Here is a 17397-nt window from a genome sequence, read left to right as displayed (position 1 = left end):
CAACGACAAAAAGGGGAACTGACATGACCAGCAATTCAAAGATGAGCGAAACCAAGAAACACTCGATCGAGACGCTCTCCGCCAGGGCCGCGCGCGGCGAGATCTCGCGCCGGCAGTTCACGCAACTGGCCGCACTCGTGCTGGCCGGGACGCCGATGCTGCTGCGCTCGACCGGCGCCTTCGCGCAAGCCAAGGAACTGGTCCTGGTCAACTGGGGTGGTGACGCCATCACCGCCTATGACGCGGCCTATGGCCAGGCCTTCACCAAGGAGACCGGCATCACCGTCAAGATGGATGGCTCCGGCCCGACCGAGGGCGCGATCGCGGCGCAGTTCAAGAGCGGCGCCCCGACTTGGGACCTGGTCGACGTCGACCCGTTCTCGGCCATCACTCTCGGCGCGCAAGGCATGCTCGAACCGATCGACTATTCGATCGTCGACAAGAAGAAGATGCGCGAGGGCTTCGGCTGGGAGCACGCCGCCTCGACCTATTTCTTCTCCTATGTCATCGCCTATGATTCCGAAAAATTCGGCAGCCAGGCACCAACCGGCATGGCCGACTTCTTCGATGTGACCAAATTCCCCGGCAAGCGCTCGCTCTACAAATGGGGCGTGTCGAGTTGGGAAGCGGCACTGCTCGCCGACGGCATCGCGCCGGCCTCGCTCTACCCGCTCGACCTCAAGCGCGCGCATGATAAGATCGCCGCCCTCAAGGAGAATGTCGTCGCCTATTGGGGCGGCGGCGCCGAAAGCCAGAGCGTGCTGCTCGACGGCGAGGCCTCGATGGCGATCGTCTGGTCGACCCGGGCGTCGCTGATCGAGCAGGATTCCGGCGGCAAGATCAAGTTCATCTGGGACCAGGGCCTGATCTCGCCCGGCGCGCTCGCCGTGCTCAAGGGCAATCCCGGCGGCAAGGACGCGGCGATGAAGTTCATCGCCAGCGCCCAGGATCCGGAGAAGCAACTGATCATGTTCGACAAGCTCGGCCAGGGTCCGGCCAATCCGGCCACCGACGCGCTGATCCCCGCCGACAAGAAGCGCATCAACCCGGTCGACCCCGAAAACATGAAGAAGCAGATACCGCTCGACATGGAGTGGTACGCCAAGAACTACGGGGCCGCACTCGACGAATACACGAAGATCATCTCCGCCTGATAGACCGGGATAACCGGGGCCGAGATGAAAGCATATCTCTCCGACAGGATGGGCGCGGCGCTGCTGATGGCGCCGCTGCTCCTCTTCCTTGCCGCCGCCTACGCCTGGCCATTCTTCGGCGTTGTCAACTGGAGCTTCACCCTGCCCGAGCCGGGGCTCGGGCAATATGGCACGCTGTTAAGCGACCCGCTGGTGCAGTCGGTGTTTGTCCGCACGCTGCGCATCGCCGCAATCGTCACAATTGTTTCGGTTGCCGCCGCCTACGCCATCGCCGTGGTGTGGGTGCGCGGCACGCCGGCGCAGCGCGTGATCGCCGAGTTCTGCATCCTGGTGCCGTTCTGGATCTCGGTGCTGACGCGCGCCTTCGGCTGGGTGGCGCTGCTTTCCAATCGCGGCCTGTTCAACACCTGGCTGCAGGCGATCGGCTTCATCTCAGAACCGCTGACGCTGGTGCGCAACGAATTCGGCGTCATCGTCGGCATGACGCATTTCCTCATTCCTTTCGCCGTGTTTCCACTGGCGTCTTCGATGCGCAGCCTTGACGACCGCGTGCTGCTGGCGGCGCGCGGGCTCGGCTCCAGCCGCATGCGCACCTTCTGGTCGGTGTTCATGCCGATGACGCGCTCGGGCATCATCGGCTCGGCGCTCATCGTCTTCGTCTTTTCGCTCGGCTTTTTTGTGACGCCGGCGATCCTCGGCGGCGGCCGCAGCGTGATGGTCGCCGAGTTGATCTACCTCCGCATCTTCCAGAGCCCGGACTGGGGCCTGGGGGCGGCGATCAGCGTCGTACTGGTGCTGTTCGTCGGCGCACTGATGGCGCTGGTGTTCCGTTATGTCAGGCCGAGGCAGCTAATCTGATGCCGACCTACCGCCCCGGCCCCGTCTCGCTGGTCCTCGCCGCCCTGGTTGCGCTGTTCCTGCTGTTGCCGCTGCTTGCCGTGATCCCCGTGTCGCTGACGCCGACCCGCATGCTGGCAATGCCGTCCGGCGAATTGTCGCTGCGCCACTACCGGGCGCTGATCGAGGATCCGCGCTGGATTAACTCGATCCTGCTCTCGATCAGGATCGGCGTCGTCAGCAGCGCCTTCTCCACCGTGCTGGCGCTCTGCTTCAGCCTTGGCGTGTGGATGTTCCAGCCGCGCTTTACCGCCGCGCTGGTCGGCTTCGTGCTGCTGCCGATGGTGGTGCCGCCGGTGGTCTCGGCGATCACGCTCTACTTCCTGCTGACCTCGATCTCCGGTGCCAGCTCGTTCTTCGGCTATGACACCTGGCTCGGTGTCGCCATGGCGCATGCGGTGATGACGGTGCCCTTCGCCACGGTGCTGATCCTGGTGTCGCTCAGCCAGCTCGACCGGCGCATCGACCTTGCAGCGCGCGGTCTCGGCGCCACGGTATGGGAGCGCGCCACGCGCATCATCATGCCCAACATCAAATTCGGCATCGTCACCGCAGCCCTGCTGTCCTTCGTGCTGTCATGGGAAGAGATCGGCGTCACCCTGTTCATCACCTCGGTCAACGCCATCACGCTACCCAGGCTGATGTGGATGGGCCTGCGCGACAACATCGACCCGGCGATTGCCGCACTCTCGGTGATCCTGATCATCATCACGGTGCTGGTGCTCGCGGCGCGCAGCCTTGTGGTCAGGCTGCGCCGGGCGCATTAGGGCAGAAGCGTGCCTGCCCTACCCGGGTCGGCATGCACCGCAAGGCCATTGCGTTCGTTGCATTGGAACGGGACGCCCACCGACTCCTGGCGGCGGAGCGCCGCCTTCACGCCATGGTGACAGGCACGAATGAAACCTTGCGCCACGATATGCGTTTTGGTGGGTTCAACTCATCAAAGGTTCCACCATGAACCAAGGATGGTTTTCCAAGCCGGTTGCGGTTTCGGTCGGCATCACGGGAGCGATCCGACATATTTCCAACGCACAACAGGCCGTCGAATTGCTGACAGGCCAGTGGCGCGACGCCGGCAGTCTGCAACACAGCTCAGCGCTGCGCGCATGCCGCCGGGCCATGAGCGGCGATGTTACAACCGAAGCCGCAAGAGATGCCTTTGTCGGCGCCGCGCGGGAGGCGCATGTTCTGGTCGAGTGAGCGGCCGAACAGAGCCGGATAGATGGCGGGCCATACTAAGGCAAGCTACCCCATGGCGTGGCGGATGGTCTTGGACAGACGGCTGAGGAATGCCGGCCTCGACGAGGCGTCAAGCTTCCAAGACAGCACCGCGGTCGCCATTTTCCGCGGCAACACCCCGACCGATAGGAACCAGGCGGCAAGGACGGCGCGCCGGCGCAGGGACGCCGTCATTTCGAGGCTGGCCACGGCGCCAGCCGCCCCGAGCGCCAGCCGGGAATCATTGGCCACGGGGTGCTGGCGCTTGTCTGCGCACAGCGACGCCAGCCGCTCTTCCAGATGGACCGGATCGTGGCGGACAGCCTCCGACGGCACAATTGTCAGGCCGATCCCGGAAGCATGGTCCGACAGCGCCTGCATGCGGCGGAAATCGTGGGTTACCCTCCAGCGTGCCCGCTCGGCGAGCTTTTCACCGAAGACCGAATGGTTGGCGCCGTGGATCCGGTAGGCGCCGAGGCATTCGTCGATGGACTGGACGTGCCCGTAAAGCGGCGCCAGCGTTGCAAGATAGCCATCGGCTCCCTGGCGGAACTCCGGCTCGGGAATCGGCATGATCGATTCCAGGGTTGAGCGGTCAAAGGCCAGCCCGCTGGTCACAGTCGTCTGATAGCGGCCCTTGTGCAGGAGTTTCGGCATGACGTCGCCGCTGTCGAAAGGCAGTTCGGGCGGCGGAAAGACATCCTTGATGCGTTGTCGTTCGTCGACGATATGCAACCTGGACTGCACCTGGGCGGTTGCCGCGTCCCAGGTGTCGACGATCCTGGAAATGGCGGTCGGATAGAGAAAGTCGTCGGCGTCGAGGAACAGGACGATCTTGCCCGAGCTTGCCGCAAAGCCGGTGTTGAAAGCGGCGGCATGCCCGCCATTTTGCGCTCGCGGGCAGGCGAGGATCCTGTCCCCATATGATTTCATGATTGTCGTCGAATTGTCCTGCGATGCATCGTCGACGACGATGACTTCGACATCCGCGTAGTCCTGCTCCAGGGCGCTGTCGATGCTGCGTTTGAGGAAACGCGCGTAATTGTAGTTCGGGATGATGATGGATACCGGAATCCTCGGGACAGACTGCATCGCATTTGACCTCGCATCTTGCTTTGGTTTCGGCAAAATCCCGCGCACGGGCCTGCCCCCTCTTCAAGTGCCCGACGAGTTTCCTGAGGAAAAGCCTGCGGCTTTCCATCAGGAGACGGGCTCGCTTTGCGACTTCGTACTGAGGCCGCCATGCCTTCGAGGGCTGCCGCCTTGGTCAAGGTTGTGGTCGGCGGCAGCAAAAGCTCCGACGGTTTTCGGCCGGTCGCAACCGAGCCCGACGGAAATGTCTCGCCCTTCGGTCGCGATCAGGTCGGGATCGAGGTGGACGGGCGCCTTGAAGGCATGGCGGATACTGACCTTCAAATACGGCTGGAACAAGCCCCGCACCAAGAACAAGACTCACAAGTCTGTTACATCTGAGGCAGCGCGCAGCGGCGTGGACTGTGGATAATCGCAGATGTTGGAGGTTGGCGGCGGCTATACCGAAGCCGGCGGCAGCCGGGCTTCGGTATATGACCGTGCAGCCTGAACGTCAGGCTGCCTGCAGCCCCGGCAACGACAGATCGGCTTCCTCCGGCAAGTCGCCGGCCATCGCGGCGGCAAACTTGGTCTGGTCGAGTTCCCCTTCCCAGCGCGCCACGACCACGGTCGCCACCGCATTGCCGACGAAGTTGGTCAGTGCCCGGCACTCCGACATGAAGCGGTCGACGCCGAGGATCAGCGCCATGCCGGCGAGAGGCACGGTGGGAACTACCGAAAGCGTCGCGGCAAGCGTGATGAAGCCGGCACCGGTGATGCCGGCGGCACCCTTGGAGCTCAGCATGGCGACGGCGAGTAGCAGGATCTGGTCGCCGAAGGTGAGCGGCGTGTCTGTCGCCTGCGCGATGAACAGCGCGGCCAGCGTCATGTAGATGTTGGTGCCGTCGAGGTTGAAGGAATAGCCGGTCGGGACGACCAGGCCGACCACCGAGCGGTTGCAGCCCGCGCGCTCCATCTTGGCCATCAGGCCCGGCAGTGCCGCTTCCGAGGACGAGGTGCCGAGCACCAGCAGCAGCTCTTCCTTGATGTAGCGGATCAGCGCCAGGATCGAGAAGCCGTTGTAGCGGGCGACCGCGCCGAGCACCACCAGCACGAACAGCAGCGCGGTCAGGTAGAATGTGCCGATCAGCATGGCGAGGTTGGCGATCGAGCCGATGCCGTATTTGCCGATGGTGAAGGCCATGGCGCCGAAGGCGCCGATGGGCGCGGCCTTCATCAGGATGGCGACGAGGCGGAAGATCGGCGTGGTCAGTGCCTGCAGGAAATCGACGACCGGGCGGCCGCGGTCGCCAACCAGCGCAAGAGCGAGCCCGAACAGCACCGAAAAGAACAGCACTTGCAGGATGTCGCCCTTCGCAAAAGCGCCGGTGATCGTGTCGGGGATGATGTTCATCAGGAAGCCGACGATGCTGGTGTCGTGCGCCTTTTCGGCATACGTCGCCACTTTTGTGGCGTCGAGCGTAGCCGGATTGATGTGCATGCCGGCGCCGGGCTGGACGACATTGGAGACGACGAGACCGACGACCAGCGCCAGCGTCGAGAACACCAGGAAATAGATCATCGCCTTGCCGGCGACGCGGCCCACCTTCTGCAGGTCGGAAACGCCGGCGATGCCGGTCGCCACCGTGAGGAAGATCACCGGCGCGATCACCATCTTCACCAGCTTGATGAAGGCGTCGCCGAACGGCTTCATCGCCTCACCGGTTTCGGGATAGAAGTGGCCGAGAAGCACGCCGGCGGCGATCGCCGCCAGCACCTGCACATAGAGATGCCGGTAGAAAGGAAGTTTGCCGCGCGGCTCGGCGGCAGCGAATACTGTCTGCATGACGTCCTCCATTGTGCTCCGATCGAAAGCTCGACCTCCCGGAGCAATTGCGTTGACCCCCAGCAGCCTCGCGACCGCCGAAGTCGTGTCTGCAACTGCCGTGCCAAGTGCGCGGAAAAGAGACTATCAATTTGATTTTATTGAGTATTCCAGAACTCACGAGGTCGCTTCGCACACAGAAAGTGCGGATATTCGCATAGCCGAATTGTGATTTGTGCGAAATCATGCACAAATAGGCGATGCTTCAACGCCCCTCCGCTGCCTTGTCGTCGACGCCCGAGCAACTCGGCAGGCGAGCGCGCCATGCCTGGCTGCTGTTTGCGGCCATCGCCCTTGCGATCGCCACGGTCGCACTTTACAGCGCCGGCCTCTATGGCCGCACCACCGAGGTCAGGGCCTTGGCGGCGCAAGCTCGCACCGATGCCAACCTGAAGGTCGCATTGCTGCGCGCTGTGCTGGAAAGCCCGCGCGCCCTGCCCCTGCTGCTGTCGGAAGACCAGCAGGTGCGCGACGCGCTGGCGCAGAAAAGTGGTGCTGCAACCGATGTGCTGAACCGCAAGCTCGAAGGGCTGGTCTCCGGCACCAAAGCTTCGGTGCTCTATGTCATCGGCACCGACGGGCTGGCGATCGCCTCCAGCAACTGGCGCGACCCGATCAGTTTCGTCGGCAACGACTACCGGTTCCGCGATTATTTCTCCGCGGCGATGCAATCGGGAACCGCCGAATATTTCGCGCTCGGCAATGTCAGCAAACGCCCCGGCCTCTACATCTCGCGCCGCGTCGGCGACGCTGCCGCACCGCTCGGCGTCGTCGTCGTCAAGGCGGAGTTCGATCAGCTCGAGGCCGACTGGCGCGAGGCGAACCGCCCGGCCTATGTCAGCGACGAGCATGGCGTCGTCCTGATCACCAGCGTGCCGTCCTGGCGCTTCATGACGACGGCGCGACTTGCCGGGCCTGATCTTGCCGCCATCCAGGACAGCCAGCAGTTCGGCGATGCACTGCTGATGCCGTTGCCGATCACGCGCCCGCAGGCACTTAGCCCGGACATGTCGATCGTCCATGCCGTGACGCCCGGCGGCAGCGATGCGGAATATCTCAGGCTTTCAACCCTGATCCCTTCGACCCCCTGGCGGCTCGACTATCTCGTCCCGGCCGAGGCGCCGATCGCCGCCGCGGCCCGTGAAATGCGGCTCCTTGCGCTCGGCGTCGTTGTTCCGTTGCTCGGCCTTGCTGCGTATCTGTTGTGGCGTCGGCAGTCAGGACAAATGCGGATCGCCGCCGAACAGGCGGCGCGCACCGAGCTCGAACGCCGCGTCGTCGAACGGACCGAGGATCTGAGCCGCGCCCGTGACCGGCTGCAGGCCGAGATATCAGACCACCGCAGCACCGAAGCCAAGCTGCAGGTGGTGCAGCAGGATCTGGTCCAGGCCAACCGCCTCGCCATCCTCGGCCAGGTCGCCGCCGGCGTCGCCCATGAGATCAACCAGCCGGTCGCCACCATACGCGCCTATGCCGACAACGCCCGCGTCTTCCTCGACAGGAAGCAGACCTCGCCGGTCGAGGAAAACCTCGGTGCCATCGCAGCACTGACCGAACGCATCGGCACCATCACCGAGGAGTTGAAGGCCTTTGCCCGCAAGGGCCGCACCGCCGCCGAGCCTGTGGAACTGCGCGGCGTCATCGAAGGCGCCGTCGTGCTGCTGAGAAGCCGCTTTGCCGGCCGGCTCGAAGCACTGGCCATCGACCTGCCGCCGCCGAGCCTCAAGGTCATGGGCAACCGGGTCCGGCTCGAACAGGTGCTGATCAACCTCTTCCAGAACGCGCTGGAAGCGCTGGACGGCCGCGACGATGCCAGGGTGCAGGTCTCGGTCGAAGACACGACGGATGGGGTCACGGTCGGCGTGTCCGACAACGGCTCGGGCATTCCGCCTGCTATCCTTAAATCGCTGTTCACGCCGTTCAACACATCGAAGGAAAAAGGCCTCGGCCTTGGTCTCGTCATCTCGAAGGACATCGTCGCCGATTACGGCGGCCGCATCGAGGTTTCGAGCGACGACAGCGGCACCCGCTTCACCATCCATCTTGCAAAAGCAGCGTAATGGCCAAAGCAGAAATGACGAACGATGACGCCGCGCCAGTCATCCTGATCGATGACGACAGCGATCTCCTGAAGGCCACTGCGCAGACGCTGGAGCTTGCCGGCTTCTCGGTATCGGCTTTTTCGGTGGCGGCCGAGGCGCTGGCGACGCTCGACGCCGGTTTTGCCGGCGTGGTGGTGTCGGATATCCGCATGCCTGAGATCGACGGCCTGCTGCTTTTCGACCGCGTCCTGCGGCTGGACCCGGACGTTCCGGTCATCCTCGTCACCGGGCATGGCGACATCGCCATGGCGGTCAAGGCGATCAAGGACGGCGCCTACGACTTCATCACAAAGCCCTTCGCCGCCGATCGGCTGGTGCAGAGCGTGCACCGCGCCGCGGAAAAGCGCCGCCTGGTGATGGAAAACCGCGCCTTGCGCGAAGCGGCCGGAGAGGCGCAGGACGGCCTGCCACTGATCGGCCAGACGCCGGCGATGGAAAGGCTGCGCCGGACGCTGCGCCAGATCGCCGACACCGATGTCGACGTGCTGGTGACCGGCGAAACCGGTTCCGGCAAGGAGGTGGTGGCCAGCCTTCTGCATCGCTGGAGCCGCCGCGCCAGGGGCAATTTCGTTGCGCTGAATTGCGGCACGCTGCCGGAGACGGTCATCGAGAGCGAATTGTTCGGCCATGAGGCGGGCGCCTTCACCGGCGCGCAGAAGAAGCGGATCGGCCGCATCGAACATGCCAGCGGCGGCACGCTGTTCCTCGACGAGATCGAAAGCATGCCGGTCTCGACACAGGTGCAGATGCTGCGCGTGCTGGAGATGCGCGAGGTCACGCCGCTCGGCACCAACGAAATGCGGCCCGTCGACCTGCGCGTCGTTGCGGCCGCCAAGGTCGATCTCGGCGACCCGCACCAGCGCGGCACGTTCCGCGAGGACCTCTACTACCGGCTCAACGTGGTGACGATTTCCATTCCGCCGCTGCGCGAGCGCCGCGACGACGTCGCCCTGCTGTTCTTCTATTTCGCCGAGCGCGCCGCCGCCCGCTTCAGGCGTCCGGTGCCGGCGGTGCCGGCCGCGGTGCACCGCCATCTCAGGGAGCATGACTGGCCGGGCAATGTGCGCGAACTCGCGCATTTCGCCGAGCGGTTTGTGCTTGGATTGGAGGAGGGTGCCGGAGCGCCATCCCCTGCCCCAACCCAGCCGGATGCCGCCATGAAGCTGCCGGAGCGGCTGGAGCGCTACGAGGCCGACATCATCCGCGAGACGCTTGGCCGCAACGAGGGCGACGTCAGGCGCACGATCGAAGCGCTGGGGATTCCGCGCAAGACCTTCTACGACAAGCTCCAGCGCCACGGCATCGTGCGCAGCGAGTTTTCGAGGTAAGGGTCGACGGCCGGCGCTGCCCCTCATCTGCCTGCCGGGAGAAGGACGCCTTCACCGAAGATTTCGCCAATCATCAGCGTAGCAGAAAGAGCGCTGAGGTTGCGGCCCGCCCCCCTTCTCCCCGTCACTATACGGGGAGAAGGTCCCGGCAGGGGGATGAGGGGCAGCGCCAACATCGGCGACTCTTCGCCACCAAGAAGCGGCCGCCCGGCACGAACCCGATTCCTGTGTCTGCGATCATGCGCTAGACTTGCCAGAATTCAACCGGGCTGACCCATGATTGTCCAGACCTGCATCAATGGCGCGCGCAGCGCCGATTTCCATCCGCAGCTGCCGCTTGATCCTGAAGCCATGGCGCGTGACGGCGCGGCCAGCGTGGCCGCTGGCGCGGCCGAGCTGCATGTCCATGCACGCGGGCTCGACGGCCGCGAAAGCCTCGCGCCGGCGGCGATGGACCGTACCATCCTTGCGCTTCGCCGCGCCTGCCCTGGAACGCTGATCGGTATCTCCACCGGCGCCTGGATCGAGAACGACGACGAGCGGACGCTTGCCGCGATCACCGGCTGGACCGAGCTGCCCGACTATGCCTCGGTCAATCTGAGCGAGAAGGCCGCGCCCGAGGTCATGGAGCGCCTGCGGCAGCGCGGCATAGGCATCGAGGCCGGGCTCGCCTCCGTCACCGATGCCGAGCGCCTGGTCCGCCTCGACCGTGGCAGCCAGGTGCTGCGCATCCTGATCGAGATCTCCGAGCAGGAACTGGACGCTGCGTGGGAAGTCTACGCCGGTATCGCGGCGGTGCTCGACCACGCCGGGATGCGCCGCGCCATCCTGCTGCACGGTGCCGACGCCACGGTCTGGCCGTTCGTGCACCGGGCGGCGGAGCGGCGCTGGTCGACGCGCGTCGGGCTGGAAGACGGCAAGGCGCTTCCGGACGGCACTACGGCATCAGGCAATGCCGCACTGACGGCTGCTGCCGTCGCGATCTTCCGGGCCGGTCGCTGATTCATCCCGTAGGTTTCGGGCGCCTTGCCCGATCTTTTCGGGATGCTGCGTCAGGCCACGTCCCGCAAAGTCGAACGCGGCGTCGCCGACTTGGCGATTGCGCGATCCTCGTGAAGCGCGAAGCCCGTTGCGCCCGGATCGCCCAGTTCGGGGCGGAGCTGCATGCTCGGGATGTGGTAGTCCCCGCCATTCTGCTGCCGATAGGGAATCGGCCGGATTGTCTCGAGCGTCCGCATCCTTTCGCGCAGCCGCTCCGCGACAGGCTCGAAATCGGCCTCCCCGAAACGATCCACTCTATAGACCACGAACGGCGGCAGCACGTCGTAGCCCGGATAATAGAGGATCCCGTGATTGATCGGAAACAGCAGGTCGTCGATCGGGCCGTTGACGCCTCGGGCGGAGTAATGCTCCTCCCAGCCGCCGGTGGTGACGATCAGCATCGCGCGCTTGCCGGCGAGCGTTCCCTCACCAAAGCGGTCACCCCACCGCTTGTCGCTGTGCTCGCCGACGCCATAGGCGAAGCCGTAGGCGTACACCCGATCGACCCAACCCTTGAGGATCGCCGGCATGGCGTACCACCACAGCGGGAACTGGAGGATCAGCGTGTCGGCCCACAACAGCTTGTCGATTTCCGCTTTAACGTCGCCGGTCAGAGTGTTGGTCGCAAGAGCTTTTTTGGATGCCCCAGCCGGCAGGAAGCGTTCTTCGGGCGGCCACGACGGAAAGTCGGCACGGTCCACCTCGGATTTCCAGCCATCGGCATAGAGGTCCGATATCAGCACCTCGTGGCCCTCGGCCTCGAGTTCCCTGATGGCGACGTCACGCAGTGCGCCGTTGAGCGAACGCGGTTCAGGATGAGCAAAAACAAGCAGGACTTTCATGGGTCAACTCCGAAAGAAGGACGATGAACGCTGAAGGTAGCCAGCCCCGGAATGATCCGCTATACCTAGGCAATGCATATGATTATGCCGAATAATGGATAGATCTGATGTGACCCTCGAGCGCATGCGCACCTTCGTTCGCGTCGCCGAGCGCGGCAGCCTGTCGGCGGTGGCGCGCGAACTCGGAGTTGGGCAGTCGACGGTCACACGGCATCTGCGCGAGCTCGAAGACGCCGTCGGGGTGCCCTTGCTCAGCAGGACCACCCGGCGTGTCACGATGACCGATGAAGGCAGCCGTTACTATGCCGACGCCGTCCAGATCCTGCGCCTCGTTGAGCAGGCCGGCGATGAAGCGCGAGGCACCCGCGGCGCGTCGGCCGGCACGATCCGGATATCCTGCACGGCAGCGCTCGGGGTCTTGCACGTCAGCCGGCTGATCTTCGCCTTTCAGGACCGCTATCCTGACATCGGGATCGATCTCAGCCTCACCGACGAGCGCATCAACCTCGTGCGGGAGGGCGTCGACATCGCGCTTCGCCTCGGTCCGCTCACCGACAGCTCGATGAAACTGCGGGCGCTCGGCCAGTCCCGGCGTTTGCTGGTGGCAGCACCAGCCTATCTGGCGGCGCGGGGCAGACCGGCTGTCCCGCAGGACCTGCCTGGCCATGAAGGCATCCGGATGTCGAACATCGCAGGAAGCGACAGGCTCGCCCTGCAGGGGCCGGGCGGCGAACGCCATGCGGTACCCTTTAACGGGCGATTTCGGGTCGACCATGGGCTCGCCGCGCGGGAAGCCCTCGTCGCCGGGCGCGGTATCGCACCTGCCCATCACTGGCTTGTCGACGATCTCCTCGCCGCCGGTCGGCTGGAAGTGATCCTGCCAGACTACACCCCGCCTCCCATACCGCTGAGCATGCTGATTGTCCCGGAGCGCGCGGGCATTGCCCGGGTTCGGCTGCTGGTCGATTTTCTTGCCGAGCGGATCGGCGGCATTCCGGGGATCGAAAAGCCGCACTAGTCGGCGTGCCCTCGGTCGGCCACGGCACCGGCAAAGTCCAACCCCAGACCGACCACAGCCGCGCCTTCCTGAGCAAGATCCTGCGGCGTTAGAGCTCCAACTCACCCAGTTGCTGCGCCGATGGCCGAGATGGTGGATAGTCGCCTGAAGCATTGCGACGCTATTTGATCTTGATGACAACCTTGCCCTTGGCGCGGCCCTGCTCGATGTAGGCCAAGGCCTCATTGGTCTGCTCAAGCGGGAAGACGCGATCTATAACCGGGCGGATGACGCCCGTTTCGATGAGAGACGTGATTTTGGTCAACTGCTCCCCATTGGCCGTCATGAACAGGAACGAATATCGGACACCTGCGCGTTTGGCCCGCCTCCTGATGCCGGCGCTCAAAAAGCGCATGACCAAGTTCAGCACCATGCTCAGAGCCTTCTCCCCGGCAAACTCCGGATCGGGCGGACCGGAGATCGAAACGGCGACGCCGCCTGATTTCAACACACGCAGGGACTTTTCGAGGGTCTTGTTGTCCTGGCTGTTCAGGACGACGTCGTAGCCCGAGAGGACTTTCTCGAAGTCATCCTTCTTGTAGTCGATGATGACATCGGCGCCCAGATTCCTGACCATATCCATGTTGGACGCGCTCGTTGTCGTGGCGACCGTCGCGCCGAGGTGCTTTGCCAACTGAATGGCGAATGTTCCCACTCCGCCGGAACCAGCCTGAACGAAGACCTTCTGTCCTTTCTTCAGCTTCGCTCTTTCAATCAGCGCCTGCCAGGCGGTCAGCCCCACCAGGGGAATGGACGCAGCCTCTTCCATACTGAGGTTCTTCGGCTTCAGGGCCACGTCCGCATCATTTATGGCGATGTATTCAGCGAAAGTCCCGACTCGACCGTCGCGCGGTCGCGCGTAGACCTCGTCGCCCGGTTTGAACTGTCGGACCTTCGAGCCGACGCGAATGACCGTTCCAGCCACGTCATGGCCTGCAACGAAGGGCGGGCGATAGGGCAGGATGAGTTTGAATTCTCCGTCCCTGATCTTTGAGTCCAGCAGATTGAGACTGGCGGCATGGATCTGCACCAGCACGTCATTCTCCCCTACTTCCGGCTCCGGAACTTCTCCAAGCCGCAGGGGAGCATTCTTTGCGTATCGATCGACGATGAAGGCCTTCATTGTAGCTTTCCCAAATTGAGGAGACCCGGCGCCCGATCGACATCTCCGATGCGCCGCGCTATTGCATTACGATCACTTAATGATAATATGATCGTAATGCAATAGCTGATTGAAGGAGAAAAACATGCGCTACGAGAAGGGCAGGAAGGAAGCATCGCGGCAGCGGATCATGGATGTGGCGACCGACCGGTTTCGCTCCGACGGCATCGCTGCATCAGGTCTCGCAGGCATCATGGGCGAGGCGGGACTGACCAATGGAGCTTTCTATCCCCATTTTCCGTCCAAGGCGGCGCTTGTGCGTGAGAGTTTGGCGGCCGCCCTGGAGGTTCAGGCGACCCAGATCCAGGAACTGTTGGCCGCTGGCGGCGCGTCACTGGCCATCGACGCGTATCTGTCGACGGAACACCGAGACAATCCAGGCAAAGGTTGCGCTTCAGCCGCGCTGTTGCCCGAAATTGCGCGTGAGCCGGCAGAGACGCGCCAGGTCTACGCCGAACACCTGCTCAAGCTCGTACGCCCGGTGGCGGCCGAATTGACGCCCGACGCCCGCGACCCCGAAAGTGTCGCGTTCGGCATCTTTGCGACCCTGATCGGCACGCTTGAGCTGTCCCGCGCGGTGAACGGAACCGAACTGTCCGATCGCATTCTTGAGGCTGGCGCGGTAGCGGCGAAGGCGTTGCTCCAGCCCCACGAGTACGGCAAGCCAGAAGAAAGGAAACCATCATGAACGTGCATCAGCTATCGCGACTATCGCGACCTGCCGCGATCGTCAAACACAGGGACGTGCCGACGAAAACGGTCGACGTCGGCGGTACGAAATTCGCCTACCGGGAACTCGGGCCCACAACCGGGGTACCGGTGATCTTTCTTACCCATCTGAGCGCGGTTCTCGACAATTGGGATCCCCGGGTCGTCGATGGTATTGCCGCAAAACGGCGAGTTATCACCTTCGATAACCGTGGGGTTGGCGCATCAGGCGGCTCCACTCCCAATACGGTGGAGGCGATGGCCCGCGACGCGATCGCCTTCGTCCGGGCCCTCGGTTTCGAGCAGGTCGATCTGCTCGGCCTATCTCTTGGCGGCTTCATCGCCCAGGCGATCGTTCAGCTGGAGCCTGATCTGGTTCGCAAGATCATCCTCGCGGGAACCGGCCCAGCCGGGGGTACTGGCATCGACAGGGTGACGTTCGTCACCATCTTCGACATGATCCGCGCTGCGCTGACCATCAAGGACCCAAAGAACTACCTCTTCTTCACCCAAAGCCCCAACGGCAAGAAGGCGGCGCGCGAGTTTCTGCAGCGATTGAAGGAACGGACCAATGACCGCGACAAGCCCATCGCGCTCGGCGCCTTCAACCAGCAGCTCAAGGCGGTCCGTGCCTTTGGCCTTGAGCGCCCTGCCGACCTGTCGCGTATCCGGCATCCGGTCCTCGTGGTGAATGGCGATCACGACAGAATGGTGCCCACCAGCAATTCCGTCGACATGGCACGGCGCTTTCCCAATGCCGAGCTGGTCCTGTACGAGGACGGCGGGCATACGGCCATTTTCCAGTATCACGGCGCCTTCGTGGAAAAGGCCCTGGACTTCCTTGAGGCCTAGCGCCGGCCGCTTGGTCCGATCCATCGGGTGACGACTAGCTGTCGTCTGCAACGCAAGGTTGAAGGTCTGTAGCGGACGATGACTCCGCAGGACCTGGGTTCCTCACCCCCGCCTCGCCGGGGCGAGGAACCCAAGCTTATTGTGTATCCGCATGGGCCCTGAGCTCTGCCCGCTTCTCGTCGGAGACGACGGCGAGGTCGAGCACCTTCTGCAATTCAGCCGCGTGGCGGAACGACGGCTCAGGCGGAACGCCCGTGCGCACCGCATCGACAAAGCGCTGGTAGTTGGTCGGCACCGTTCCGGCATCGAGAACCTGCCATTTAGCGTTCTCGATGTCCTCGCCCATGCACGCTTTCAGCTCCGAGTTTTTCAGATTGTGCACGACCTCGATGCCGCCCTTGTCGCCATAGATGCGCAGCCGCAATTCGTTGAGATGACCGGTTGCCCAGCGGCTGGCATGGACGACGCCGAAGGCGCCGTTGCTGAAATCCAGCGCCATGGTGAAGCTGTCGTTGGCGTCGAGCTCGTACTCGCCGATCCGGTTGCCGGGCGCCTTGTCGAACGACCTGAGGCGGCAGAACACATGGTCGACGTCGAGCGCCGCGCCATAGCTGGCAAAATCGAGGATGTGGATGCCGACATCGCCCAGCACGCCATTGGAGCCGTGGCCGCGCGACAGCCGCCAGAGCCATTTCGGATCGGTGCGCCAGTCGCCCCAGAATTTGGAAACCAGCCAGCTCTGCAGATAGGATGCCTCGACATGCCTGATCTGGCCGATCTCGCCGGCCAGCACCATGGCGCGCGCCTTCTGCAGCGGGGCGACGTTGCGATAGGTCAGGTTGACCATGTTGATGATACCGGCTTGCTCGGCGGCATCGGCCATTTCACTGGCCCTCTGGTAATTTTCGGCCAGCGGTTTTTCGCACAGTACCGGCTTGCCCGCCGCGATCAGCATCATGGTGGTCGGATGGTGGATGCGATCCGGCGTCACGTTCGCCACCGCGTCGAACTTGTCCCATGCGAGCGCGTCTTCCAGAGACGCGAACCGGTTGGGGATAGCGAACCTGTCCGAGAACTCGTCGACGCGCTTCTTGTCGAGGTCGACGGCGCCGATCAGTTCGACGCCCTCGATCTTGCTGAACTGCCTGGCGTGCTCTTCCGCCATCCAGCCGGTGCCGAGTATCAGGAGACGCATGATTCTTATCCTTAGGATGAGGCTTTATCTTCTTGTTTGAGCGTGGATTTTCCGAACCGAAGGTTCGGAATAGGCGCCTAGCGAAAACCGGCTTCGCCCTCGGCATGGAGTTTTCCGCCGCGCTCGACGATCAGCTCGAGCGCCTTTGCACCGGCACGTTCGGCGCATCGAGGATGGCTGGATGCGAGCCCTGCGGGTTGTGCGCCCATTTCACCGCATTGCGCAGCACCTTTTGGACATTCGCGTCGTGATAGGTCGGATAGGTCTCGTGACCTGGCCTGAAATAGAAGATGTTGCCGGCGCCGCGGCGATAGGTCAGCCCCGACCGGAACACTTCGCCGCCCTGGAACCAGGAGATGAACACCGTTTCCAGCGGCTCCGGCACGGCGAACTGCTCGCCATACATCTCCTCGTTCTCAAGCTCGAAATACTCGCCGATCCCGGCAGCGATCGGGTGGTTGGGGCTCGTCACCCAGAGCCGCTCGCGCTCGCCCGCCTCGCGCCATTTCAGCGTGCAGGGCGTGCCCATCAGCGTCTTGAAGATCTTCGAGAAATGGCCGGAATGAAGGACGATCAGCCCCATGCCTTCCCAAACGCGGCGCGCCACGCGCTCGACGACTTCGTCGGCGACGGCGCCATGGTCCTTGTGTCCCCACCACACGAGCACATCGGTTTGCGCCAAACGGTCGGCCGGCAGGCCATGCTCCGGCTGCTCAAGGGTCGCCCACGATACGGAAATTTCGGGGTCGAGCTTCAGGGCGTTGGCAATCGTGGCGTGCATGCCCTCGGGGTAGATCCCCGCGACCACCTCATTGGTCCTCTCATGGATATTCTCGCCCCAAACGACAGCGCGTACAGTCATGACATCCTCTTGATTGGTTGAAG

Annotated in this window: 16 protein-coding genes and 1 pseudogene; 11 read left to right on the top strand and 6 right to left on the bottom strand. The window is 63.7% G+C overall.

Translation table 11 applies throughout. The features are described from left to right. Nucleotides 1-41: 41 nt before the first annotated feature. The 4 genes from AC0L3I_RS11275 to AC0L3I_RS11260 all read left to right on the top strand — a co-directional run bounded on the left by AC0L3I_RS11275 (nucleotide 42) and on the right by AC0L3I_RS11260 (nucleotide 3251). A complete protein-coding gene (locus AC0L3I_RS11275; protein WP_473527003.1) occupies nucleotides 42-1154 on the top strand; it encodes an ABC transporter substrate-binding protein in 1113 nt (370 codons plus the stop codon). A 24-nt stretch (nucleotides 1155-1178) separates the two neighbouring features. Further along, nucleotides 1179-2012 carry an ABC transporter permease gene (locus AC0L3I_RS11270; protein ID WP_473526938.1) on the top strand — a complete coding sequence of 278 codons (834 nt, stop codon included), beginning with the start codon at nucleotides 1179-1181 and terminating at the stop codon, nucleotides 2010-2012. After that, nucleotides 2012-2818, top strand: a complete 807-nt coding sequence (locus AC0L3I_RS11265) for an ABC transporter permease (RefSeq protein ID WP_473526937.1) — start codon at nucleotides 2012-2014, stop codon at nucleotides 2816-2818. The genes AC0L3I_RS11270 and AC0L3I_RS11265 overlap by 1 nt, the downstream gene beginning before the upstream one ends. A gap of 187 nt (nucleotides 2819-3005) precedes the next feature. Then, the gene (locus tag AC0L3I_RS11260) at nucleotides 3006-3251 is read left to right on the top strand and encodes a DUF982 domain-containing protein (protein ID WP_473526936.1); all 246 of its coding nucleotides are present in this window, start codon (nucleotides 3006-3008) and stop codon (nucleotides 3249-3251) included. Between the two features lie 45 nt (nucleotides 3252-3296). On the opposite strand, the gene AC0L3I_RS11255 is transcribed toward AC0L3I_RS11260, so the two are convergent. Further along, entirely contained in the window at nucleotides 3297-4361 is a 1065-nt protein-coding gene (locus AC0L3I_RS11255; RefSeq protein WP_473526935.1) for a glycosyltransferase family 2 protein, read from the bottom strand. Nucleotides 4362-4532: 171 nt separating this feature from the next. Here AC0L3I_RS11255 and AC0L3I_RS11250 point away from each other — a divergent pair, with 171 nt between their 5' ends. Continuing rightward, nucleotides 4533-4742 carry a hypothetical protein gene (locus tag AC0L3I_RS11250; protein WP_473526934.1) on the top strand — a complete coding sequence of 70 codons (210 nt, stop codon included), beginning with the start codon at nucleotides 4533-4535 and terminating at the stop codon, nucleotides 4740-4742. A 112-nt stretch (nucleotides 4743-4854) separates the two neighbouring features. Here the strand turns inward: AC0L3I_RS11250 and AC0L3I_RS11245 are convergent, their stop codons facing one another. After that, nucleotides 4855-6186, bottom strand: a complete 1332-nt coding sequence (locus tag AC0L3I_RS11245; RefSeq protein WP_123148166.1) for a dicarboxylate/amino acid:cation symporter — start codon at nucleotides 6184-6186, stop codon at nucleotides 4855-4857. A gap of 239 nt (nucleotides 6187-6425) precedes the next feature. Between AC0L3I_RS11245 and AC0L3I_RS11240 the strand changes: the two genes are divergently transcribed. The 3 genes from AC0L3I_RS11240 to AC0L3I_RS11230 all read left to right on the top strand — a co-directional run bounded on the left by AC0L3I_RS11240 (nucleotide 6426) and on the right by AC0L3I_RS11230 (nucleotide 10657). Continuing rightward, nucleotides 6426-8285: a sensor histidine kinase gene (locus AC0L3I_RS11240; protein ID WP_473526933.1), complete on the top strand. Its 1860-nt coding sequence runs from the start codon at nucleotides 6426-6428 to the stop codon at nucleotides 8283-8285. Nucleotides 8286-8299: 14 nt separating this feature from the next. Further along, on the top strand, nucleotides 8300-9655 hold the full coding sequence (locus tag AC0L3I_RS11235; RefSeq protein WP_473526932.1) for a sigma-54-dependent transcriptional regulator: 1356 nt from the start codon (nucleotides 8300-8302) through the stop codon (nucleotides 9653-9655). A 276-nt stretch (nucleotides 9656-9931) separates the two neighbouring features. Beyond that, entirely contained in the window at nucleotides 9932-10657 is a 726-nt protein-coding gene (locus tag AC0L3I_RS11230) for a 3-keto-5-aminohexanoate cleavage protein (RefSeq protein WP_473526931.1), read from the top strand. 50 nt (nucleotides 10658-10707) lie between these two features. On the opposite strand, the gene AC0L3I_RS11225 is transcribed toward AC0L3I_RS11230, so the two are convergent. Then, nucleotides 10708-11538 carry an NAD(P)H-dependent oxidoreductase gene (locus AC0L3I_RS11225; RefSeq protein ID WP_473526930.1) on the bottom strand — a complete coding sequence of 277 codons (831 nt, stop codon included), beginning with the start codon at nucleotides 11536-11538 and terminating at the stop codon, nucleotides 10708-10710. A gap of 94 nt (nucleotides 11539-11632) precedes the next feature. On the opposite strand from AC0L3I_RS11225, the gene AC0L3I_RS11220 reads away from it, so the two are divergent. After that, nucleotides 11633-12556 carry a LysR family transcriptional regulator gene (locus AC0L3I_RS11220; protein ID WP_473526929.1) on the top strand — a complete coding sequence of 308 codons (924 nt, stop codon included), beginning with the start codon at nucleotides 11633-11635 and terminating at the stop codon, nucleotides 12554-12556. A 160-nt stretch (nucleotides 12557-12716) separates the two neighbouring features. Here AC0L3I_RS11220 and AC0L3I_RS11215 read toward each other — a convergent pair whose 3' ends face one another. Next, a complete protein-coding gene (locus AC0L3I_RS11215; protein WP_473526928.1) occupies nucleotides 12717-13718 on the bottom strand; it encodes an NADP-dependent oxidoreductase in 1002 nt (333 codons plus the stop codon). 124 nt (nucleotides 13719-13842) lie between these two features. On the opposite strand from AC0L3I_RS11215, the gene AC0L3I_RS11210 reads away from it, so the two are divergent. Together AC0L3I_RS11210 and AC0L3I_RS11205 are read left to right on the top strand one after the other, a co-directional pair. Then, a complete protein-coding gene (locus AC0L3I_RS11210) occupies nucleotides 13843-14445 on the top strand; it encodes a TetR/AcrR family transcriptional regulator (RefSeq protein ID WP_473526927.1) in 603 nt (200 codons plus the stop codon). A 2-nt stretch (nucleotides 14446-14447) separates the two neighbouring features. Beyond that, nucleotides 14448-15317, top strand: a complete 870-nt coding sequence (locus tag AC0L3I_RS11205; protein WP_473527002.1) for an alpha/beta fold hydrolase — start codon at nucleotides 14448-14450, stop codon at nucleotides 15315-15317. 136 nt (nucleotides 15318-15453) lie between these two features. Here AC0L3I_RS11205 and AC0L3I_RS11200 read toward each other — a convergent pair whose 3' ends face one another. Both AC0L3I_RS11200 and AC0L3I_RS11195 read right to left on the bottom strand, forming a co-directional pair. After that, nucleotides 15454-16512, bottom strand: coding sequence for a Gfo/Idh/MocA family protein (locus AC0L3I_RS11200; RefSeq protein WP_473526926.1), 1059 nt, complete (start codon nucleotides 16510-16512; stop codon nucleotides 15454-15456). A gap of 77 nt (nucleotides 16513-16589) precedes the next feature. Further along, nucleotides 16590-17374: pseudogene (locus AC0L3I_RS11195) on the bottom strand (ThuA domain-containing protein). Between the last annotated feature and the right edge of the window lie 23 nt (nucleotides 17375-17397).

This window comes from Mesorhizobium sp. WSM4840 (assembly GCF_055811755.1).
Note: the sequence above shows the minus strand (reverse complement) of the source record. Positions and strands in the feature narration are given on the sequence as shown.